This is a genomic window from Maribacter sp. Asnod2-G09 (genome assembly GCF_045063795.1).
Lineage (GTDB): Bacteria > Bacteroidota > Bacteroidia > Flavobacteriales > Flavobacteriaceae > Maribacter.
Map to the genome: position 1 here is coordinate 1,231,251 of NZ_JBEFOA010000005.1, position 20,064 is coordinate 1,251,314.

Consider the following 20,064-nt stretch of genomic DNA (forward strand, 5'->3'; position numbering starts at 1 on the left):
TGAAAGTCTCGTAATTACGTTTAAAAGAGCTTTGTGAAGAAACGGATTACAAAGTTGTAGTGTCCGAAAAATTAGTAAATAAAAAAGGTGGAGAAACCTCCACCTTTTTTGCCCCAAATCTTACCATGAACTTAACCTACTTATGCTATGGTAGCTCTAAATGTAAAGCTGGTTAAGTCAAATCGACCATTGAGTCGTTAAAATACCGTATTCATCGATGAAATGCATAAAATGAATGCATTTCATCGATGTATTATTTAATATGCGCGTTCGTTGTTGCCTTCATAAAAGTTTATGAAAGCCTTATTTACTACTCTATTTCCACCTGGTGTTGGGTAGTTACCGGTAAAATACCAATCGCCTAAGTTTTTAGGACAAGCCTCATGTAGGTTTTCAATGGTTTGGTAAATAATAGAAACTTCAGCGTTTATCCCCTCAGGACTAAGCAGCTCTCCTGTTTTCTTTGAAATTTGTTTCGCTGTAAAAGGAGCATAGAATTCTTTAACGTAATTAATTACATCGTTATCATGACTATTAACCTGTGTCAAGCACTTTTTGTAAATATCTTCTACAATATGCATAGAGTTATTGTCTTCGTGTAAAGCTAAAGCTGCTTTGAAGGCTATGAAATCTTCTAGTTTTGCCATATCAATACCATAACAATCTGGGTATCTAATTTGCGGTGCAGAAGATACTACGATAATTTTCTCAGGAGATAATCTATCTAATATTCTAAGGATACTCTTTTTAAGTGTAGTACCACGAACAATACTATCATCTATAATAACTAGATTGTCACCTTTTTTTACTGACCCATAAGAAATGTCATATACGTGTGCTACAAGATCATCTCTGCTGCTATCTTGAGTAATGAATGTTCTTAGCTTCGCATCTTTAATAGCAACTTTCTCTATTCTAGGGCGTACATCTAGTATTTCATGTAATTGTTCACCTGTAATACCTGTGCCTAAAGCTAGTATTTGTTCTTCCTTTTTCTTGTTTAGGTAGTTTTGAGCTTCCTTAACCATTCCGTAGAAAGAAGTTTCAGCTGTATTTGGTATATAAGAGAAAACGGTATTCTTAATATCCTCGTTAATAGCTTCTAATATTTGAGGAAATACCAACTTACCTAAAGCTTTACGCTCTTGGTAAATTTCTTTATCGCTACCTCTAGAGAAATAGATACGTTCAAAAGAACAAGCTTTTCGCTCTTTAGGTTCTAGTATTTGTTTAATGTCGCTGGTGCCATTCTTTTTAATAATGATAGCTGCACCCGGATCCAATTCTTTTACTTCTTCATAAGGTACATTGAAAACAGTTTGTATTGCCGGTCTTTCTGATGCTACTACGACAACTTCGTCATCTCTATAGTAGTATGCAGGTCTAATACCGCTTGGGTCTCTAAGTACAAAAGCATCACCATGACCAAGTAAACCAGCCATTGCGTAACCACCATCAAAATTTTTGGCAGCCCTTCTTAATATTTTATACACCTTTAAACGTTCGGCTATAAGTGGAGAAGCTTCTTGTTTGGTATATCCTTCCTTTTTAATCTGCTTGTATAATTTAGCAACTGCATCATCTAGAAAATGACCAATTTTTTCCATTACGGTAACGGTATCGGCCATTTCTTTTGGGTGTTGCCCTAGCTGAATAAGATTATCGAACAGTTCGTGAACATTCGTCATGTTGAAATTACCAGCAACGATAAGGTTACGGTGCATCCAATTGTTTTGTCTTAGAAACGGGTGAACACTTTCAATACTATTTTTACCAAAAGTACCATAACGTACATGGCCTAAAAGTAATTCGCCTATATAAGGTATGTGCTTTTTTTGTAAAGCCACATCATCTTCATACTCCGGATGCTCTTTAAGTTCCGTATTAATACGATCGTTGATTTGTGCAAAAATATCTTGAATAGGTTGTTGTTGACATGAACGCACACGGCTCATATAACGTTCCCCAGCTTCTACATCTAATTTAATACTGGCAAAACCTGCACCATCTTGACCGCGATTGTGCTGTTTTTCCATCATTAGATACATTTTATTTACACCATAAAATGCTGTTCCATACTTTTCCTTGTAATACTCTAATGGTTTTAGTAACCGTATTACAGAAATACCACACTCATGCTTAATTGCGTCACTCATTGTTTTTGGTATTAAAAAAGCCCCAAAAAATTGAGGCTAGGGGATTATTGTAATTCTATATCAAACTGAGTCAGTCTTTTAAACTGATGCAGTCTCTCTCTAATTTCTTTACGATCTAAATCAACCATTCTTTCTGTGCCAAATTTCTCAACACTAAAGGATGCTAAATTAGATCCGTGAATAATAGCCTTCTTCATATTCTCAAAAGAACTATCATCGCTAGCTGCTAGGTAGCCAGAAAAACCACCTGCAAAAGTATCGCCTGCACCTGTTGGATCAAATACCTCTTCTAAAGGTAATGCCGGTGCAAAGAATATTTGGTCTTCATTAAATAACAAAGCACCGTGTTCTCCTTTTTTGATGACCACATATTTAGGTCCCATGGTAAAAATCTTTTGTGCTGCTTTAACTAAAGAGTATTCGCCAGTTAATTGTCTAGCTTCCTCATCATTAATAGTTAATACATCTATATGTTTAATGACTTCCATTAAATCATTCAAAGCATTGTCCATCCAAAAATTCATGGTGTCCAATATGATTAATTTTGGTCGTTTTTTCATCTGATTAATTACACCTAATTGAACAATTGGGTGAAGATTACCTAGCATTACTACATCGGCATCATTATAATCTTCAGGAACTACAGGGTTAAAGTCTTCTAAGGTGTTTAATTCTGTAACAAGCGTATCTCTTGAATTTAAATCGTTATGATATTTACCTTTCCAGAAGAAAGTTTTACCACCTTTCACGATTTCTAAGCCAGAAATATCAATACCTCTGTCAGTTAAAAGATCTAAATATTCTTGTGGTAAATCATCACCTACAATAGAAATAATAGCTGAATCTACATCAAATTGAGATGCTGCTAAGCCAATATAGGTAGCTGCGCCGCCCAATATTTTATCTGTTTTTCCAAAAGGAGTTTCGATGGCGTCAAAAGCGACAGTACCTACTATTAAAAGCTTGCCCATAAAATTGTAAAAATTTAAGCTGCAAATATACGATTTTGAAGGGCTAATTAAAATGGTTTTTCAAATACAAATGGTAATAGTTATTAAAGGTGAATTGTTGATATAAAATGCCAACTATTTCCTACCAAAATCAGCAGGAATTTCTCCCCAAGCTTTTGTTTCCCATTTTACGATAACAGTACTGTATTGGTTTTTCTTTAGCCATTCAACAGCTCTATCTACAAGTTCAAAAAGATTCTTGTTTTTGGCAGATACGGTTAGTTTGGTGTTGCATTTCTTCTTGCGCACCCAGCTCATGGCTGTTCTAGAATCTGTGTAGATAATGCGGTCACTATTACGCTCTTTCAAAAATGCTAGTCCGTGAACCAGCGCTAAAAACTCCCCAATATTATTAGTCCCTTGCGGAAAAGGACCCTGTTTAAATAATTTTTTACCCGTTTTAGTATCTACACCTTGGTATTCCATAACTCCGGGATTTCCGCTAGAAGCAGCATCAACAGAAATGGAATGATAATTAGGTTGCCCTATTCTTACTAACTCTTCTTTAGATAATGAAGAGGTTGTTTTTTTCTTTCCTTTAAAATCGGCATAATTACCATTGTAGGCTTTTTTGGCGACCTCAAAAGATTCAAAAGATTTGTATTCTGCACCGGCATAGTTTGCGATAGATTTTTTGCATTCCTTCCATGAATCAAAGATGCCTGGCTTTTTACCTTTCCAAACAACATAGAATTTTCCCTTTTTTGCCATTATTGTTTTAATAAAATTTCGTCGATGACTTTAGGGAAATACTCATATTCTAATTGATGAACTTTAGATGCAATATCTTCTGCGGTATCGTTTTCACCAATAGTCGCTTTCGCTTGTTTAATGATTGCGCCTTCATCGTAATTTGCATTTACATAATGTATGGTAATACCAGTTTCGGTCTCTTTTTGCTCTTTTACGGCATTATGAACATGCATGCCGTACATACCCTTGCCGCCATATTTAGGTAAAAGGGCAGGGTGTATGTTTACAATTTTATTTGGGAATGCATTCGTAATAGCTTCTGGTATTTTCCATAAAAAGCCAGCTAAAACTATAAGGTCGGGCTCTAGAGACTGCATCATATTTAAAATAAAGTCGCTTTTGGAAAAGGCTTGACGGTTAAAGAACAAGGCGTTTATTTCAAGTCTATTGCACCTTTCTATGACTTTGGCATCGCTTTTGTTAGTTAATACACAGCATATAGTAACATCTTTACGGAGTTTAAAATAGTTGGCAATGTTTTCAACATTAGATCCAGAACCTGAGGCAAAAAGAATAATTTTTTTGGTTTTCAATACAAGTGGTCTTTTTAAGAGAGCAAACAATAAAATTAAAGTTCGGCAAATAAAGCAAATTTAAAGCTTGTCAGAATTTAGAAAAAAACGATTATCATTTACAGTTCTAACTACCTCACTACTTTTCAATACCTTTTATCAACGTTACCGAAACAAAATATTAATATGGTAAAATTACTGCACATGTCTTTAATTTTATTAAATTACCATACATTTTAACGACAATTAGTGTAATTAAACCAAAGTTTTTTATTTTTGCCTTCAATTTAAATTTTTAAAACAAATATTATTATGTCAGACATTGCATCAAGAGTTAAAGCTATCATCGTTGATAAATTAGGAGTTGATGAAAACGAAGTGGTAACCGAAGCTAGCTTTACTAACGATTTAGGCGCAGATTCATTAGACACGGTAGAGTTGATAATGGAGTTCGAAAAAGAATTTGATATCCAAATTCCAGACGATCAAGCTGAGAATATCGCAACTGTTGGTCAAGCGATCAGCTATATAGAAGAAGCGAAGTAAAGCATGTTTTCTTAAATAGAATTCAAATTATCCATGTGGTAAACACTCCGCATGGATAATTTTTTTTAATTTACGCTTGGTTTAGATTTAAACAAACAAAAGTTAAATGCAGTTAAAGCGAGTTGTAGTTACAGGTTTGGGGGCACTTACCCCAATAGGTAACAATATTGAAGAGTATTGGAATGCCTTGATTAACGGTAAAAGTGGATCGGCACCAATAACTTATTACGATACAGAAAAATTTAAAGTAAAATTCGCATGTGAGTTGAAGAACTACAGCACCGAAGATCACTTTGAAAGAAAAGAAGGGCGTAAGCTTGATAGATTTGCACAATATGCACTTGTATCTTCTGACGAAGCTATTCTTGATTCTAAATTAGATTTAGAAAAACTTGATAAATTTCGTGTTGGCGTTATTTGGGGAGCAGGAATCGGAGGATTGGAAACTTTTCAGAACGAGGTCATGAATTTTGCTAATGGTGATGGTACACCAAGATTCAATCCATTCTTTATACCAAAGATGATTGCAGATATAGCACCAGGAAACATTTCTATAAAACATGGTTTTATGGGTCCTAACTATACAACTGTTTCAGCATGTGCCTCTTCGGCAAATGCGATGATAGATGCCTTAAACTATATACGTTTAGGTCATTGCGATGTAATTGTAACAGGTGGTAGTGAGGCTGCCGTAACTATTGCAGGTATGGGTGGTTTCGGGGCAATGCACGCATTATCAACAAGAAATGATAGTCCAGAAACGGCTTCAAGACCTTTTGATGCAACTAGAGATGGTTTCGTTTTAGGTGAAGGAGCAGGGGCATTGGTTCTTGAAGAATATGAGCATGCAGTTGCTAGAGGAGCAAAAATTTATGCAGAAGTAGCAGGTGGTGGTATGACAAGTGATGCTTACCATATGACTGCACCACACCCAGATGGGGTAGGAGTGGTTAGAGTAATGCAAAACTGTTTAAAAGATGCAGGTCTTTCAATTGAAGATGTAGATGCTATTAATACACATGGTACTTCTACACCTTTAGGTGATGTTGCAGAGCTAAAAGCAATTACCAAAGTATTTGGTGAACATGCAAAAGATATAAATATAAATTCTACCAAATCTATGACCGGTCACCTATTAGGTGCAGCCGGAGCTATTGAAGCAATTGCATCGATTTTGGCAATGGAACATGGTATAGTGCCACCAACTATTAACCATACTACGGTAGATGAGAATATAGATCCTAGTTTAAACCTTACATTGAACAAAGCTCAAAAACGAGATGTTAAAGTTGCCATGAGTAACACATTTGGTTTTGGTGGACACAATGCATGTGTGGTTTTTAAAAAAATTGATTAATTAGTTTTATGTCATTTCCCACAAACTTATTTAATTCCCATCCAAAAGAGGATGGGGATTTTTTTTTGGGAATAACCAAAATCTTAGGTTTTAAACCTAAAACCTTATCTTTTTATAAAAAGGCCTTTCTTCATAGGTCAATGAATGTAAAAGATGAAAAGGGTAATGCTATGAACTACGAACGGCTAGAGTTCTTAGGAGATTCTATGCTAGGTACTATAATTTCTAAACATCTTTACAGTGAAGTGCCAGAAGGTGACGAAGGTTACTTGACCAAAATGCGATCTAAAATTGTTAGTAGAGAGCATTTAAATGAACTAGGTAAAGATTTGGGTTTAATTAATTATGTAGAAAGTAGAATACCTAAATCGCACTTTGGTCAAAATATACATGGTAATGTATTTGAGGCATTAGTAGGTGCAATCTACCTTGATCGTGGTTATAAATATTGCGAAAAATTTATATACAAAAGAGTTGTAGAGCCCTATGTTGATATTGAACAACTAGAAGGTAGGGTAATAAGTTATAAGAGTTTAGTAATCGAATGGTGTCAGAAGAAAAAGAAATCTTTTGACTTTGACGTTTATGAAGATACAGGCAATGATCCATTAAAACATTTTGCTGTTAAGCTTTCAATTGGTGGTAATGTTGTGGCAAAAGCTAGGGCAACTTCAAAGAAGAAAGCAGAAGAAAGAGCCTCAAAAAGAGCTTTTTTTGCCTTGCAGGACAAGATGGGAAATTAATCATTTCACAAAATGATAAAAAGCTAACATTTTATTAACTTTTAATGTGTTTTTATCAATTTATCTAACTAGGCTTTATAGCTTAGAAGTTTTATATTTACCGTTTTGTTGAAGTATGGCTGCGACTTATAAAATAAATGATGATTTTTATGATGAATCTTTCAGCCTTATAGCTTTACACACTACCTTAGAAGATTTTGCTTTAGCCTACGGATTAAACCAAAGTGTTAAGTCAAAATTTGTAAGAGCAAAAAAGAATTTTATTCTTGCTGAAAATAAATCCTTTCCCATTTTTGAATGGGAAGATGAGTACAATGATATGTATTGGGTATTAGTTGCCAATCATAGCAGTGAAAAAGAACTTATTGTACGAGACGATTTATTTAAGAACGAAACAACATATAAGACACCTAGGCTCATACCTGAGTATAAGGATGTCGACTATCTATTAAAAATAGAAACTGAGAAGGATTTTGATATAAATTCCTTAATAAAGAACATATTAATGTTGCCAAGGGTTATGGCAGCTTATGAAATAAGTACAGACAAACTAAAATCAAAGAACAATCTAATTTTTTAAATATGCCAACTGTAAAAAAGACGAAAATTGTTGCCACCTTAGGGCCTGCAACTAGTAAGAAAGAGGTACTCAGGAGCATGATTGATGCAGGAGTAGATGTATTCAGAATAAATTTTTCTCATGCCGATTACGACGATGTTAAAGAGCGTGTAAAAATGATACGTGAGTTAAATGATGAAATGGATACGTACACATCTATTTTAGCAGATTTACAAGGACCTAAATTACGTGTAGGCGTAATGGCTGGTGACGTTGTAGTTAGCCCAGGTGATGAAATAACATTTGTAACTGGTGAGCCTTTTGAAGGTTCTGCGGAACGTGTTTACATGAATTACAAAGAATTTCCTAGAGATGTAAAAGCTGGGGAGCGTATTCTTTTAGATGATGGTAAACTTATGTTCGAAGTAGTAACAACCAATGGAAGTGATGAGGTTTTAGCCAAGGTAATACAAGGTGGACCACTGAAATCTAAGAAGGGTGTTAACTTACCGAATACAAATATTTCTTTACCGGCACTTACAAAAAAGGATATTGCAGATGCCGAATTCGCTATTTCTTTAGAGGTAGATTGGATCGCTCTTTCTTTTGTTCGTTTTAGTCAAGATTTAATTGATTTACAGAACATCATCAATAAGCATTCAGATCATAAAATTCCAATCATTGCTAAAATTGAAAAGCCAGAGGCTGTTGAAAATATAGATAAGATTGTTGCTTACTGTGATGGTTTAATGGTTGCACGTGGAGATTTAGGGGTTGAAGTTCCTGCTCATGAAGTACCGTTAATTCAAAAGCAATTAGTTTTAAAAGCTAAGAAAGCTAGAATACCGGTAATTATTGCTACCCAAATGATGGAGACAATGATTACTAGCCTTACACCAACAAGAGCAGAAGTAAATGATGTAGCAAACTCTGTTATGGATGGTGCAGATGCAGTAATGTTATCTGGTGAAACTTCTGTTGGTAATTACCCAGTACAGGTTATTGAGAAAATGTCAAGCATTTTAGAGAGTGTTGAAGGTTCAGATTTAATACATGTACCGCATGATCCACCACATATTCGTACAAAGAGATTCATTACTAAATCTATTTGTTATCATGCAGCTACAATGGCCAACGATATTAAAGCAAAGGCAATATCTACATTAACAAATAGTGGATATACAGCTTTTCAAATTTCTGCATGGAGACCAAGTGCACATATTTTGGTATTTACTTCAAACAAAAGAATACTTACACAGTTGAATTTGTTATGGGGAGTAAAAGCTTTTTATTATGATAAATTTGTATCTACAGATGACACTGTCGATGATGTAAACCGTATAGCTTTCAATAAAGGATACTTGCAAGTAGGCGATATGATTATTAGTCTTGCTGCAATGCCTATTAAAGATAAGGGTATGGTAAATACATTAAGAGTTAGTGAAATAGAATCAGGCGATATTTAGTCAGATTTAAAATATAATTCACAAAAAAGGGTCGCTATTTAGCGACCCTTTTTTTATGCTTTAACAACAACTGTTAAGCAACTTCTTTTTCAAAGGCTATAAAATTAACGACATCACCTTTGTTGTCAAAAATAGGTTCTCCTTGAATCCAACATTTATAAGTAGATCCGTCTTTTCTATAGTTGACTACAGTAACCTCAAAAGGTTTCTTTTCTTTTACTGCTTCAGAGATAATTTTTAAGGTAGATTTTGATGTCAAGTTACCTTGAAACATTTTAGGGCTTTTGCCTATAATTTCTTCAGGGTAATATTGACTCATATTCCACATGTTCTTAGTGGCAAAAACGATGTTTAATTTGGCATCTGTAACCACAACAACATTCTTGTCTGCTTTTAATTTGGTATCGAGAATTTCGGTATCAATATTCCAAGAATTAGCAGAAACCAAACTTAATAAAGCAACAGTATCTTCTTCGGTTCGTTTTATTTCTTCATAATTAGAAGCATAAAAATCCCAAGATAGAACAGGTAACATTGTAAAGTCTTGGCTTTTTCTAAACTTGATTACGGCATTGTCGTAATCTTTTAAATCTATCATTCTGTGTAGCTTAGAGTAATAATTAAAATTTCTTTTTCATAGCAATTTGCTATAAAGCTAAAATTTTACCTGTAACGGTTATAATTTTAAGAGAGGATTAGTATTAATGTTTAAGTGTTCGTTGGTTATACTTCAAAAAGTGATTGTAAAAGTTGAACACAAAAGAGCTGATTTTTCTAATAAATTTCCTAAAAACACAAAAAACCCTAACAGGAATAGATCCTGTTAGGGTTGAGAAAATCCATTTTTAATAATTAAAATGATGTTAGTTCCATCCGCCACCTAAGGCTTGATATACATTTACTCTTGCCATTAATTGGTCTTTTTTGGTTTCAACCAATTCCATTTTAGATTCGAGCGCTTCACGTTGTGTTAGCAATACTTCGATATATTCAATTCTTGCAGATTGAAATAAACGTGTAGATAAATCGATAGATTCTGTCAATGCCTTTACTTGGGTTTCTTTCAACGCATAACTCTGTTTCAGGTTCTTCATTTTAGACAATTGATTTACCACTTCGATGTATCCACTTAAAATGGCTTTTTCGTATTCATACACTGCTTGTATTTGTTTAGAATTTGCGCTGTTATATTCGGCTTTAATTGCATTTTTATTGATTAGGGGACCAGCTATGTCGCCAACTGCACTATATATTAAAGCTGCTGGAGTCTCGGTTAAGTACTTAGGTTTAAATGCCTGAAGTCCTAATCCTGCTTTCAATCCGATAGAGGGGTAAAAGTTAGCTCTTGCTACTTTAATATTAAGTTTCGCAGCTTCTAATTCATATTCCGCCTGTCTAATATCTGGTCTGTTTAAAAGAAGTTGAGACGGTAATCCGGCATAAATAGTATCCATCTCGGTTTCGATAAATCCTTCAGAATTACGAGTAATTGATTGAGGTTGACGCCCTATTAAGAAATTCAGTTTGTTCTCCATTTCAACAATTTCTTGTTGTACTTCAAATTTGTGACTTTGATTTTTTAAAACCTCTGCCTCAAATCTTTTTACGGCAAGTTCTGTAGCTCTTGCAGCCTCTTTTTGTAAGCGAACCATTTTTAGTGCGTTATTCTGCAGTTCAAGATTTTGCTCTATAAATGCTAATTGATTATCTAAAGCAACAAGCTCATAATAAGAATCTGCAATTTCAGCAATTAATCTAGTCACCATAAAGTTTTTACCTTCAATGGTAGATAGGTATTCTAAAGCAGCTGCTTTTTTAGAGTTGCGCAGTTTTTTCCAAACATCTAACTCCCAAGTAGCGAAAAGTCCGGCAGAGTAATCTGTTAGTGGCTCAGGAAACTCTTCACCGTCCTTAATATCCAGATTCTTTTCTACTGCTCCGTTACGGGTATATTCACCTACTTTTTCAACTTCAGCGCCAGCACCATAGCTTATGAAAGGGAGGTATTCTCCCTTTCTAGCTTTTACCTCATTTTGGGCAACATCAATCTGCTGCATCATAATGCGTAGTTCTTGGTTATTAGTCAATGCCGTATCAATCAATTTTGTCAGGTTTTCATCTTTAAAGAAATCTGACCATTTTAATTGAGCACTGTTTGTAGAATCTGTTGTTTGATCAACATATTTTGATGGCATATTTGTATTCGCCTCTTTCAAGTCTTTTGTAGGCACGCATGAATAGAATAAACCTACGTTCATAAGAACCACCAAAAGTAGTTTTCCATGCTTTATGGTTTTTTTATTTTTGATCATCTTCTTCTTCTTTGGTTAGTTTTTTAATCATTTGCTTTAATTCGCGAAGCTTTTGGCGTGTTTTACTTTCACCTTCACTTATACGTACAAATTCTTCAGAAATGGGTTCATCAGATTCCCCTTTTATGAGTCCGCGACCGTCTGCAATTGTTGCAAAAATGTAGTATAGCCCTGGTATAATAAGAACACCGATAAGTGTTCCCATAAGCATACCGCCCATGGCAGAACCACCAATTGTTTTATTCGCAATTGCCCCAGCACCATGTGCAACAACTAACGGAATAAGTCCTGCGATAAATGCAAATGAGGTCATTAAAATAGGTCTAAACCTCACTTTTGCACCTTCAATAGCAGCTTCTAAAATAGTACTGCCCTGTCGTCGTTTTTGAACCGCGAATTCGACAATAAGTACCCCATTTTTACCAAGAAGTCCGACCAGCATTATTAGTCCGATTTGAGCATACACATCATTGGCTAACCCCATTGCTTTTAGCATAAAGAAAGAACCAAGAATACCTATTGGTAAGGATAGAAGTATAGCAAAGGGAAGTAAAAAGCTTTCGTACTGCGCTGCAAGAACGAAATACACAAAGATTAATACGACTAGAAATATGTATATAGATTCATTACCTCTTTGCGCTTCATCATACGATAAACCTTCCCAAGCAACGTCAAAACCTCTAGGTAGTGTTTGCTCCGCTACCTCATTAATTGCGGCAATTGCATCGCCACTGGTAAACCCTTCAGCAGGTAAACCTCTAATTGAAGCAGAATTATAAAGATTGTATCTGGTAATTTCATTTGGTCCCAATTTCTTCTCCATAGACATGAAAGCAGAATAAGGTACCATTTCACCCTCTTCGTTTTTTACGAACAGTTTTTCTAAATCTGAAGGCAATGCTCTGTATTCTGGAGCAGCTTGGGTATAAACTTTAAAGAATCTACCAAAACGAATGAAACCTTGTTCGTAGGTACTACCAATTAAAATGTTCAGGTTTTCCATTGCTTTACTGATGGAAACCCCTTTTTGCATGGCGATTTTATTGTTTATTTTTAATTCGTACTGCGGATAGTTGGCAGAGTAGAAAGTAAATAAACCTGTAAGTTCATCACGTTCAGATAGTGCCTCCATAAAATCATTGTTGATTTTTTCAAATTCGTGATAGTCGGTACCATCTGTCTTATCTAAAAGACGCATTGAGAATCCGCCAGAAGAACCAAAACCAGGTACAGCAGGAGGTTCAAAGTATTCAATAACGGCACCGAGGTCTTTTGTTTCTTCCTCTAACTCTTCCATTATTTCATGAACCGAGTGATGGCGATCACCCCAAGATTTTAGGTTGATCAACACCGTACCAGCGTTAGACCCACGACCTTCGGTCATAATTTCATAACCAGCTAAAGACGAAACAGATTCAACACCTTCAGTTTCTTCACAAATTTTCTGTAGTTTTCTAGCAACGTCATTTGTACGCTCTAAAGTTGATCCCGGCGGAGTCTGTATAATTGCGTAGATCATTCCTTGATCTTCGTTAGGTATAAAGCCGGCAGGTAATGTTTTATTGGTAAAGAAAATACCAACACAGAAAGCACCTAAAATACCAAAAGTCAGTACTCTCCTAGCAACAATCTTATTTAAGATTTTAGTATACCTGCCGGTAAGTTTTTCAAAACCTCTGTTGAACCAATCTATAAATTTATCTACAGGAGATTTTTTACGCACTTTACCGTGATTATTTTTAAGAATCATGGCACATAAAACCGGAGTTAATGTAAGTGCGACAATAGCGGATAAAACGATAGATCCAGCCATAGTAATTGAAAATTGGCGATAGAATACACCAACGGGTCCAGACATGAAGGCAATTGGTATAAATACTGAAACCATTACAAGGGTAATTGCGATAATAGCACCACCGATTTCGTTTACCACAAGTTTTACAGCCTCATACGGACCTAAATGTGTTTCTTCCATTTTAGCATGTACCGCTTCAACCACAACTATGGCATCATCGACCACAATACCAATGGCGAGTACCAGAGCGAACAACGTAATTAGGTTAATGGATAGCCCAAACATTTGCATAATAAAAAATGCACCAATCAAGGATACTGGTACCGCAATAATTGGAATAAGAGTAGAACGCCAATCGCCTAAAAATAGAAATACAACAATGGCAACCAAAATAAAGGCATCTCTTAAGGTATGTAATACCTGTTCTATTGATGCATTCAAGAAATTAGAAACATCATAACTAATTTTATAATCTAAACCAGTAGGCAAGTCTTTTTTGAGTTCAGCCAATTTTGTTTTAACTTCTTCAATGACATCACTAGCGTTACTGCCAAAAGTTTGTTTTAATACAATAGAGGCAGATGGTTTACCGTCTAAGTTAGAATAGATATCAAAAAATTCACTACCTAATTCTACATCTGCTACATCGCCTAATTTTAGAATTTCACCTTCTGCAGTGGCTTTAAGAATAATGTCCTTGTACTGTTGTGGTTCATCAAACCTATCTTGGTACATGAGTACATATTCTAAAGATTGTGATGTTTTACCAGAACTTTGACCTATTCTACCAGGGCGAGCTAAAATACTTTGCTCTTCCATAGCTTCTAGAATCTCTTCTGCAGAAACGTTATAAGCACGCATACGGTCTGGTTTTAACCAAACACGCATGGCGTATTTACGACTACCTAAAATTTGAGCACTTGCAATACCATCTATTCGCTGAATTTCAGGAATCATTTTGGTGTATGCGTAGTTGTATAAAAACAATTCATGATCATCAGAATTGTCACTGTACAGGTTTACATACATTAACATACTTGGTTGAACCGGAGTGATAATTACACCTTCTCGTTGTACCAATTCAGGTAGCAAAGGCATAACTTGATCTACTCTAGTTTTTACTCTTACCACAGCTTGATCTGGATCCGTGCCAGGTTCAAAAATGATACGTATGGTACCTTCACCTGCACTAGTAGCATCAGATGCGATGTAACGCATATCTTGAACGCCATTAATTGCGGTCTCTAGCGGAATAAGGGTAGATTTTACCAAAACGTCTGCACTAGAACCAGGGTAGGCTATAAAGATATTCACCGTAGTAGGCGAAATATCTGGGAACTGTGAAATAGGCAATTGCTTTATGGAAAGCAATCCCACAAAAACGATTATTACCGATATGACAATAGCCAATACCGGTCTTTTTATAAACTTACTGAACATGTCTTTTGTATTTGTTTGGTTATTCCGCGTACACGGCTAATTTTGAAATCACTTCATTTGGTTCAGCAAATTCAGTTTCAATTTTTTCATTGTTTTTTACCATACGAATACCATCTATAAGTATTTTGTCGCTTAGTTTTAAACCTTTGCCAATTACAAAAAGGTGAGGAAGTTCTGCAGCTACAGAAATCTCTGTTTGGTGTACTACATTGTCTTGATCTAAAACAAAAACAAATCGTTTGTCCAATATTTCAAAAGTTGCTTTTTGAGGAATAATCAGTGCATCTTTAAAAGGGATGGTCATGAGAATACTACCAGTTTCACCATGTCTAAGAATTCTATCAGGATTTTGGAAGGTTGCTCTAAAAGCAATGTTACCAGTTTCATTATCAAATTCTCCTTCAATAGTTTCAACAATACCTTTTTGATTAAAACGCTTGTTGTTCGCCATTAATAGATGCACTTCTTTTTTGGTGTCCCTATCCGTGCTTATGATATAATCTAAATACTCGGCTTCTGGAACATTGAAATACACCCACATTTTTGAGTTGTCTGACAATGTTGTAAGTAATTCACCCTCGTCTAAAAGGCTACCTTCTCGAACATGTAAGTGATCCATAATACCATCAAAAGGAGCACGGATATTTGTAAAGCCTAAATGGGTTTGTGCCAATGAAACTTCGGCATTAGCTTTGTCAAAATTAGCTTCTGCCATGGCAAGTTCATTTTTAGAAACGACATTACCATCGGTTAAAAGTTGGGTATTTTGTAATTCTATTTCAGCAACCTTTGCTTCTGCTTTCGCTTTCTGCAAGTCTGCTTCGTAGATGTTGGGCATAATATTGAACATTTTTTGCCCTTTTTTCACTAGCTGCCCTTCATCAACGTGAATTTCCTTCAAATACCCTTTCTCTAGGGCTCTAAGTTCAATATGTTTAAATGAATTAATATTACACACATAATCTTTAATGATCGATGTGTCTTTTTTAATGGGACTGGTAATTAGAAATTTAGTGTGCTCTTCTTTTTTTTCTTTTTTTGAATTACAACTTGCCGCAATAAATAAACTGCATGCGGTAGCGATCAGGAGTACGCTCTTGGTCATAAAATTGAATATTTAATTGATTGGAAAATGAAATATAAAGATGCGGAGACACTCAATTTATAAGACAAGTAGATTAATGGATCTAAACTGGCTGTTGTCTTAAAAATGATGTCAGGTCAGAATAAAATCTTGACCGAAAGAAATTTTAAATACGGAATACCTGATATAGGACAAAGCGCCTATCTGCTGTGGGTAGAAAAGTAAATAGCCTTTGAAGTGAATTGCTATTTGTAAAATAACTAAATAAGAATAGTACTGATAAAAGGTAAAAAGAAATTGAAGCATGGTGGTGTTCACCAGCTTTTTTAAAGAAAGTATGTTCACTCTCTTCTTCCTCAATTTCTACAGCTTCAATCTCAATAACCTTGTCTAAATTACCGAAAGTGCCTTTAAGAACTGCATTATGATCAATTACCGAAACTAGATTGTTATCTAATGAATTGGTTAATTGTTGAATGGCATGAAAAGAAGTACCCCCTATATTGTTATTAGCAAATAGAGGACTGTATATACCAGATAGTAATATACAGGTAGAAAGAAGAAATTTTAAAAAACCTTTTTTCATTTAAGAGAACAAAATTATTCTAGCCAATAATGCTGTACAACTAATTGCCGTTAATTTTTGTTAACATTTGATATTATTGGTTTAAAGAGAGAAAATGAAAGATGATTAATTAGAAATCGAATTTTAATTGAACTAAAATTGATTTATCGTCAATTTTTTTAACCGTCTTGTCTTCTGTATTTAAATTAGATAAGGAGATTCCTAGAAGTCTAACAGAGTTTTGTAGCTCTTCTTGATACAAAAGATCTTTTGCAGTTTCTAAAATTAGATCTTTATCTGAGATAAAATAAGGCATAGTTTTACTTCTAGTATTCAAGGTAAAATCACTGTATTTTATTTTTAACGTAATTGTTTTACCTGCTACCTTAGATTTCGTCAATCTTCTTTCAAGTTCTTGGGCAATATGTTCTAGGCGTTCTAGCATAAAAACCTCACTGCTGAGGTTTTCATTGAAAGTGCGTTCTGCACCAACGGATTTTGGAATGCGATGTGGTTTAACTTCGCTGTTGTGTATACCCCGTACCACGTGGTAATAGTAAGGACCGCTCTTACCAAAATTCTCTGCTAGAAATTCGATAGATTTTCCTTTTAAGTCCTTACCGGTAAAAATGCCCAGCTTATACATTTTTTCAGCAGTGACCTTACCTACACCATAGAACTTACGTATATCTAATTCTTCCAAGAAAGGAATTACCTCTTCTGGATTTACTGTTTTTTGTCCATTGGGTTTATTGATATCGCTGGCAACTTTAGCAATAAATTTGTTGATGGAGATACCTGCGGATGCATTTAAGCCTGTTTTCTCTAATATACGTTGTCGTATTTCAGTGGCCAACATAGTAGCGGAAGGATTTCCTTTTTTGTTGACGGTAACATCAAGATAAGCTTCATCTAAAGATAGCGGTTCAACTAAATCTGTATACTCAAAAAAGATAGCTCGTATTTGTTTTGAAATTTCCTTGTACCGTTCAAACCTAGGTTTAACGAAGGTTAACTGCGGACAGTTTTTTTTAGCCATAAATCCGCTCATTGCACTACGTACACCATATTTACGGGCTTCATAATTGGCTGCAGAAACTACACCTCTTTTTTCACTGCCACCTACTGCCAGAGGTTTTCCCTTTAAATCAGGATTATCCAGTTCTTCTACAGATGCATAAAACGCATCCATATCAACATGAATAATTTTTCGAAGTGGTATTTCATTGGGCATAAGCAAATTTAAGACTTATCTTAGTTTTTGGATAGTAGTTTTAACCATTCATATGATAGAAATAGAGCGTAAATTTTTGGTGAAATCTGACGATTACAAGTCTGAAGCAACATCTAAAACACGTATTGTTCAAGGTTTTTTGAATACAGACCCTAGTAGAACGGTAAGAGTAAGAATTAAGGGTGATTTAGGTTTCATAAACGTTAAGGGTAAATCAAATAAAACAGGAACTTCTCGTTTTGAATGGGAAAAAGAAATTTCTGTTGAAGAAGCCGAAAGTCTATTGAAATTATGTGAAAAAGGAATTCTGAACAAAACCAGGTATGAAATTACTATTGGAAATCACGTTTATGAAGTTGATGAATTCTATGATGATAATGAAGGCTTAACTGTTGCTGAAATTGAATTAAACGATGAGAATGAATCTTTTCAAAAACCTGCTTGGTTAGGCATTGAGGTAACCGGAGAGGTTAAATATTATAACTCTCAAATTAGTAAAAATCCTTTTAGGAATTGGAAAGATTAGGTGGTTTTTTAATCCCCTGTAAGGGCACAATAATTAAATGCTCTAATAATTCTTCGTTACTATAGCTGTCGAAAAAATCGCGATTCGGTATCATTACTTCATTCGTTCGATGCATAAATAGCTCACAAATTAGTTTAATATTTTTTTTCTCTTAATAACCCATTTCTTTCTGCAGCTTTTAGTAGGTCTAAAACATAGATCCAAACAATTGCTTGGGTGAAATCATCGTAAAGCTTGAATGCTTTAGGGTAGTATTTTTTAAGTCCGTATAAAAAAGTAGGACTTAAGTTTCTCAACTCCTTAAGTCCTACACTATAATTATGTATAATTTTACTAAATGGGTCTGATGTTTGTTCAGACATTTAAAAAAAGCTACTCATGTTTTCATAATTACGCTTAAGTAGTAAGGTAACACTTTCTTGAACTAGATTATCTTTATTTTCAAACAGTTCGTATAGTGTTTTTTTAGAGATGCAAGGGTCTCAGCAACATCATCCATTCCGACCCTTTCACATCTATATTTAGAGAAAAGCGCTAACGCTTGTTCAGTATATTCGCTTCTTTTTAGCATTATAATAAGCATTAACCTATTGCCATCCGCCACCAAGAGAACGATATAATTCAACCGTTGCTGATAGTTGCGAAAACTTATTGGCAACTAGGTTTAGCTCTGCATTTAGAGAATTCTCTCTAGCTGTTAAAAGATCTAGATACGTTAAATAACCACTATTCAATAATTCTTCTGAATTATTTTCGGCACGTTTTAATGCTAATACTTGCTTAGAGATAAATTCTTCTTTTTCAACTGCAATATTGTAGTCATATAAAGCTTCAGATACTTCTCTACCAGCAGTTAAAAGAGCCTTTTTAAAACTCAGTAAAGACTGCTCTTGTTGTACTTGGGCAACCTCATAAGCGGTTTTAATTTTTCTACCATTGAAAATCGGTTGTGTAAGTCCGCCTACTAAGTTTGCAAATATTGAACTGGAATCTAACCAATTGTCAAACTCTAAACTTTGAAATCCACCTTGTGCCGACAAAGTTATTGATGGGTAGAAATTACTTCTCGCAACGTTAGTTAGTTCAAAACTGTTCATTAAACTATATTCTGCTTGCATAATATCTGGTCTATTACGAAGTAAAAGCGCCGGTACCCCAAGCTGCATTTCACTAGCTAAAGATTGTTCATCGAGCGTATTACGAGAATAGGTCTGTGGTTGTTCGCTTAATAAAATACTTAATGTATTTTCTGCTTGGTACAGTAAATTTTTAATATCCAATAGTTGGCTCTGAGCGCTATATAATTGCGCTGCAGTTTGGTCAACACCAACTTGGTTTGTTTGCCCTGCTTCTTTTAAGGCAGTAATAGTCTCTAAACTTTTAGAGCGGTTTTCAATCGTCTCTTCAGTAACTAAAATCTGCTTATCTAATGATAGAATTCTATAATAGGTCGTGGCAATTTGGGCTACTAGGCTCGTTTTTACCGCTTTATGCGCAGCTACAGTTTGTAAGTAGCTAGCATCACTTGCCCGTTTAGTACTTCTAATTTTTCCCCATATATCTGCTTCCCAAGAAACAGTACCAGAAGTTTCGAATTGGTTATAAGGTTGCGTAAAAAAGCTTCCAAATTGTCCGTTCTCGCTTGTTCTTGCAACTCTTGTTGCACTTGCAGCACCATTAATGGTAGGCAAATAGCCTGCTTTACCCTGCTTAACATAAGACTCGGCAGCTGCAATGTTCTGTAGCGCAATGCGAATGTCAAGGTTATTTTGTAATCCTCTTTGAATATAAGTCTTCAAATGAGCATCTGTAAAAAGGTCTTGGTATGAAACCGACGCAAATGATACACTGTCTTGCGGTAAATTATCGGTTCGATACAAGTTTTCTGTTTCGACATCTGGTCGCTCGTATGTTTTTGCTGTAAAGCAAGACTGCAACAACAATGGCAGTATAGCAACCAGTATAAGTTTATTTGATATTATTTTATTCATGATTTCTTTAGTTCT

At 35.0% G+C, this 20,064-nt stretch carries 18 protein-coding genes; 6 read left to right on the plus strand and 12 right to left on the minus strand.

The window, feature by feature from the left end; genetic code table 11:
- Positions 1-257 precede the first annotated feature (257 nt).
- The 4 genes from ACJJVT_RS17315 to ACJJVT_RS17330 all read right to left on the minus strand — a co-directional run bounded on the left by ACJJVT_RS17315 (position 258) and on the right by ACJJVT_RS17330 (position 4,452).
- Positions 258-2,156 carry an amidophosphoribosyltransferase gene (locus ACJJVT_RS17315; RefSeq protein ID WP_405400381.1) on the minus strand — a complete coding sequence of 633 codons (1,899 nt, stop codon included), beginning with the start codon at positions 2,154-2,156 and terminating at the stop codon, positions 258-260.
- 44 nt (positions 2,157-2,200) lie between these two features.
- Positions 2,201-3,127, minus strand: coding sequence for a PfkB family carbohydrate kinase (locus tag ACJJVT_RS17320; RefSeq protein WP_299325906.1), 927 nt, complete (start codon positions 3,125-3,127; stop codon positions 2,201-2,203).
- A gap of 114 nt (positions 3,128-3,241) precedes the next feature.
- A complete protein-coding gene (locus ACJJVT_RS17325) occupies positions 3,242-3,877 on the minus strand; it encodes a viroplasmin family protein (protein WP_405400382.1) in 636 nt (211 codons plus the stop codon).
- Positions 3,877-4,452: a phosphoribosylglycinamide formyltransferase gene (locus ACJJVT_RS17330; protein ID WP_405400384.1), complete on the minus strand. Its 576-nt coding sequence runs from the start codon at positions 4,450-4,452 to the stop codon at positions 3,877-3,879. Before ACJJVT_RS17330 ends, ACJJVT_RS17325 begins: the two co-directional genes overlap by 1 nt.
- Positions 4,453-4,743: 291 nt before the next feature.
- Here ACJJVT_RS17330 and ACJJVT_RS17335 point away from each other — a divergent pair, with 291 nt between their 5' ends.
- From ACJJVT_RS17335 to pyk, 5 genes are all read left to right on the plus strand, one after another.
- A complete protein-coding gene (locus ACJJVT_RS17335; protein WP_008269813.1) occupies positions 4,744-4,977 on the plus strand; it encodes an acyl carrier protein in 234 nt (77 codons plus the stop codon).
- 106 nt (positions 4,978-5,083) lie between these two features.
- Positions 5,084-6,334, plus strand: coding sequence for a beta-ketoacyl-ACP synthase II (gene fabF, locus ACJJVT_RS17340; RefSeq protein WP_405400385.1), 1,251 nt, complete (start codon positions 5,084-5,086; stop codon positions 6,332-6,334).
- An 8-nt stretch (positions 6,335-6,342) separates the two neighbouring features.
- Entirely contained in the window at positions 6,343-7,077 is a 735-nt protein-coding gene (gene rnc, locus ACJJVT_RS17345; protein ID WP_405400386.1) for a ribonuclease III, read from the plus strand.
- A 115-nt stretch (positions 7,078-7,192) separates the two neighbouring features.
- Complete coding sequence (locus ACJJVT_RS17350) at positions 7,193-7,657, plus strand: IPExxxVDY family protein (protein ID WP_405400387.1); 465 nt, start codon at positions 7,193-7,195, stop codon at positions 7,655-7,657.
- A 2-nt stretch (positions 7,658-7,659) separates the two neighbouring features.
- Positions 7,660-9,102: a pyruvate kinase gene (gene pyk / locus ACJJVT_RS17355; protein WP_405400388.1), complete on the plus strand. Its 1,443-nt coding sequence runs from the start codon at positions 7,660-7,662 to the stop codon at positions 9,100-9,102.
- A gap of 73 nt (positions 9,103-9,175) precedes the next feature.
- On the opposite strand, the gene ACJJVT_RS17360 is transcribed toward pyk, so the two are convergent.
- From ACJJVT_RS17360 to dinB, 6 genes are all read right to left on the minus strand, one after another.
- Complete coding sequence (locus ACJJVT_RS17360) at positions 9,176-9,700, minus strand: PAS domain-containing protein (RefSeq protein WP_405400389.1); 525 nt, start codon at positions 9,698-9,700, stop codon at positions 9,176-9,178.
- 265 nt (positions 9,701-9,965) lie between these two features.
- A complete protein-coding gene (locus ACJJVT_RS17365; RefSeq protein WP_405400390.1) occupies positions 9,966-11,414 on the minus strand; it encodes a TolC family protein in 1,449 nt (482 codons plus the stop codon).
- Positions 11,401-14,649, minus strand: a complete 3,249-nt coding sequence (locus tag ACJJVT_RS17370) for an efflux RND transporter permease subunit (RefSeq protein WP_405400391.1) — start codon at positions 14,647-14,649, stop codon at positions 11,401-11,403. The genes ACJJVT_RS17365 and ACJJVT_RS17370 overlap by 14 nt, the downstream gene beginning before the upstream one ends.
- Positions 14,650-14,668: 19 nt before the next feature.
- The gene (locus ACJJVT_RS17375) at positions 14,669-15,754 is read right to left on the minus strand and encodes an efflux RND transporter periplasmic adaptor subunit (RefSeq protein ID WP_405400392.1); all 1,086 of its coding nucleotides are present in this window, start codon (positions 15,752-15,754) and stop codon (positions 14,669-14,671) included.
- A gap of 145 nt (positions 15,755-15,899) precedes the next feature.
- Positions 15,900-16,319, minus strand: a complete 420-nt coding sequence (locus ACJJVT_RS17380) for a hypothetical protein (RefSeq protein ID WP_299799011.1) — start codon at positions 16,317-16,319, stop codon at positions 15,900-15,902.
- 109 nt (positions 16,320-16,428) lie between these two features.
- Positions 16,429-17,532 (minus strand): DNA polymerase IV, encoded by a 1,104-nt coding sequence (gene dinB / locus ACJJVT_RS17385; RefSeq protein WP_405400393.1) that lies wholly within the window; start codon positions 17,530-17,532, stop codon positions 16,429-16,431.
- Positions 17,533-17,584: 52 nt separating this feature from the next.
- Between dinB and ACJJVT_RS17390 the strand changes: the two genes are divergently transcribed.
- Positions 17,585-18,058, plus strand: a complete 474-nt coding sequence (locus tag ACJJVT_RS17390) for a CYTH domain-containing protein (protein WP_405400395.1) — start codon at positions 17,585-17,587, stop codon at positions 18,056-18,058.
- Positions 18,059-18,192: 134 nt separating this feature from the next.
- Here ACJJVT_RS17390 and ACJJVT_RS17395 read toward each other — a convergent pair whose 3' ends face one another.
- Positions 18,193-18,420 carry a hypothetical protein gene (locus tag ACJJVT_RS17395; RefSeq protein WP_405400396.1) on the minus strand — a complete coding sequence of 76 codons (228 nt, stop codon included), beginning with the start codon at positions 18,418-18,420 and terminating at the stop codon, positions 18,193-18,195.
- Positions 18,421-18,645: 225 nt separating this feature from the next.
- A complete protein-coding gene (locus ACJJVT_RS17400) occupies positions 18,646-20,049 on the minus strand; it encodes a TolC family protein (RefSeq protein WP_405400398.1) in 1,404 nt (467 codons plus the stop codon).
- Positions 20,050-20,064: the final 15 nt, after the last annotated feature.

Excerpts from the sequence above, each read along its gene's own strand:
- ACJJVT_RS17395 (WP_405400396.1), bottom strand. The coding sequence starts at position 18,420 with ATGTCTGAACAAACATCAGACCCATTTAGTAAAATTATACATAATTAT.
- ACJJVT_RS17370 (WP_405400391.1), bottom strand. The coding sequence starts at position 14,649 with ATGTTCAGTAAGTTTATAAAAAGACCGGTATTGGCTATTGTCATATCG.
- pyk (WP_405400388.1), top strand. The coding sequence starts at position 7,660 with ATGCCAACTGTAAAAAAGACGAAAATTGTTGCCACCTTAGGGCCTGCA.
- ACJJVT_RS17320 (WP_299325906.1), bottom strand. The coding sequence starts at position 3,127 with ATGGGCAAGCTTTTAATAGTAGGTACTGTCGCTTTTGACGCCATCGAA.
- ACJJVT_RS17315 (WP_405400381.1), bottom strand. The coding sequence starts at position 2,156 with ATGAGTGACGCAATTAAGCATGAGTGTGGTATTTCTGTAATACGGTTA.
- ACJJVT_RS17360 (WP_405400389.1), bottom strand. The coding sequence starts at position 9,700 with ATGATAGATTTAAAAGATTACGACAATGCCGTAATCAAGTTTAGAAAA.
- ACJJVT_RS17350 (WP_405400387.1), top strand. The coding sequence starts at position 7,193 with ATGGCTGCGACTTATAAAATAAATGATGATTTTTATGATGAATCTTTC.
- ACJJVT_RS17375 (WP_405400392.1), bottom strand. The coding sequence starts at position 15,754 with ATGACCAAGAGCGTACTCCTGATCGCTACCGCATGCAGTTTATTTATT.
- dinB (WP_405400393.1), bottom strand. The coding sequence starts at position 17,532 with ATGCCCAATGAAATACCACTTCGAAAAATTATTCATGTTGATATGGAT.
- fabF (WP_405400385.1), top strand. The coding sequence starts at position 5,084 with ATGCAGTTAAAGCGAGTTGTAGTTACAGGTTTGGGGGCACTTACCCCA.
- ACJJVT_RS17380 (WP_299799011.1), bottom strand. The coding sequence starts at position 16,319 with ATGAAAAAAGGTTTTTTAAAATTTCTTCTTTCTACCTGTATATTACTA.
- ACJJVT_RS17400 (WP_405400398.1), bottom strand. The coding sequence starts at position 20,049 with ATGAATAAAATAATATCAAATAAACTTATACTGGTTGCTATACTGCCA.
- ACJJVT_RS17325 (WP_405400382.1), bottom strand. The coding sequence starts at position 3,877 with ATGGCAAAAAAGGGAAAATTCTATGTTGTTTGGAAAGGTAAAAAGCCA.
- ACJJVT_RS17335 (WP_008269813.1), top strand. The coding sequence starts at position 4,744 with ATGTCAGACATTGCATCAAGAGTTAAAGCTATCATCGTTGATAAATTA.
- ACJJVT_RS17365 (WP_405400390.1), bottom strand. The coding sequence starts at position 11,414 with ATGATCAAAAATAAAAAAACCATAAAGCATGGAAAACTACTTTTGGTG.
- ACJJVT_RS17390 (WP_405400395.1), top strand. The coding sequence starts at position 17,585 with ATGATAGAAATAGAGCGTAAATTTTTGGTGAAATCTGACGATTACAAG.
- rnc (WP_405400386.1), top strand. The coding sequence starts at position 6,343 with ATGTCATTTCCCACAAACTTATTTAATTCCCATCCAAAAGAGGATGGG.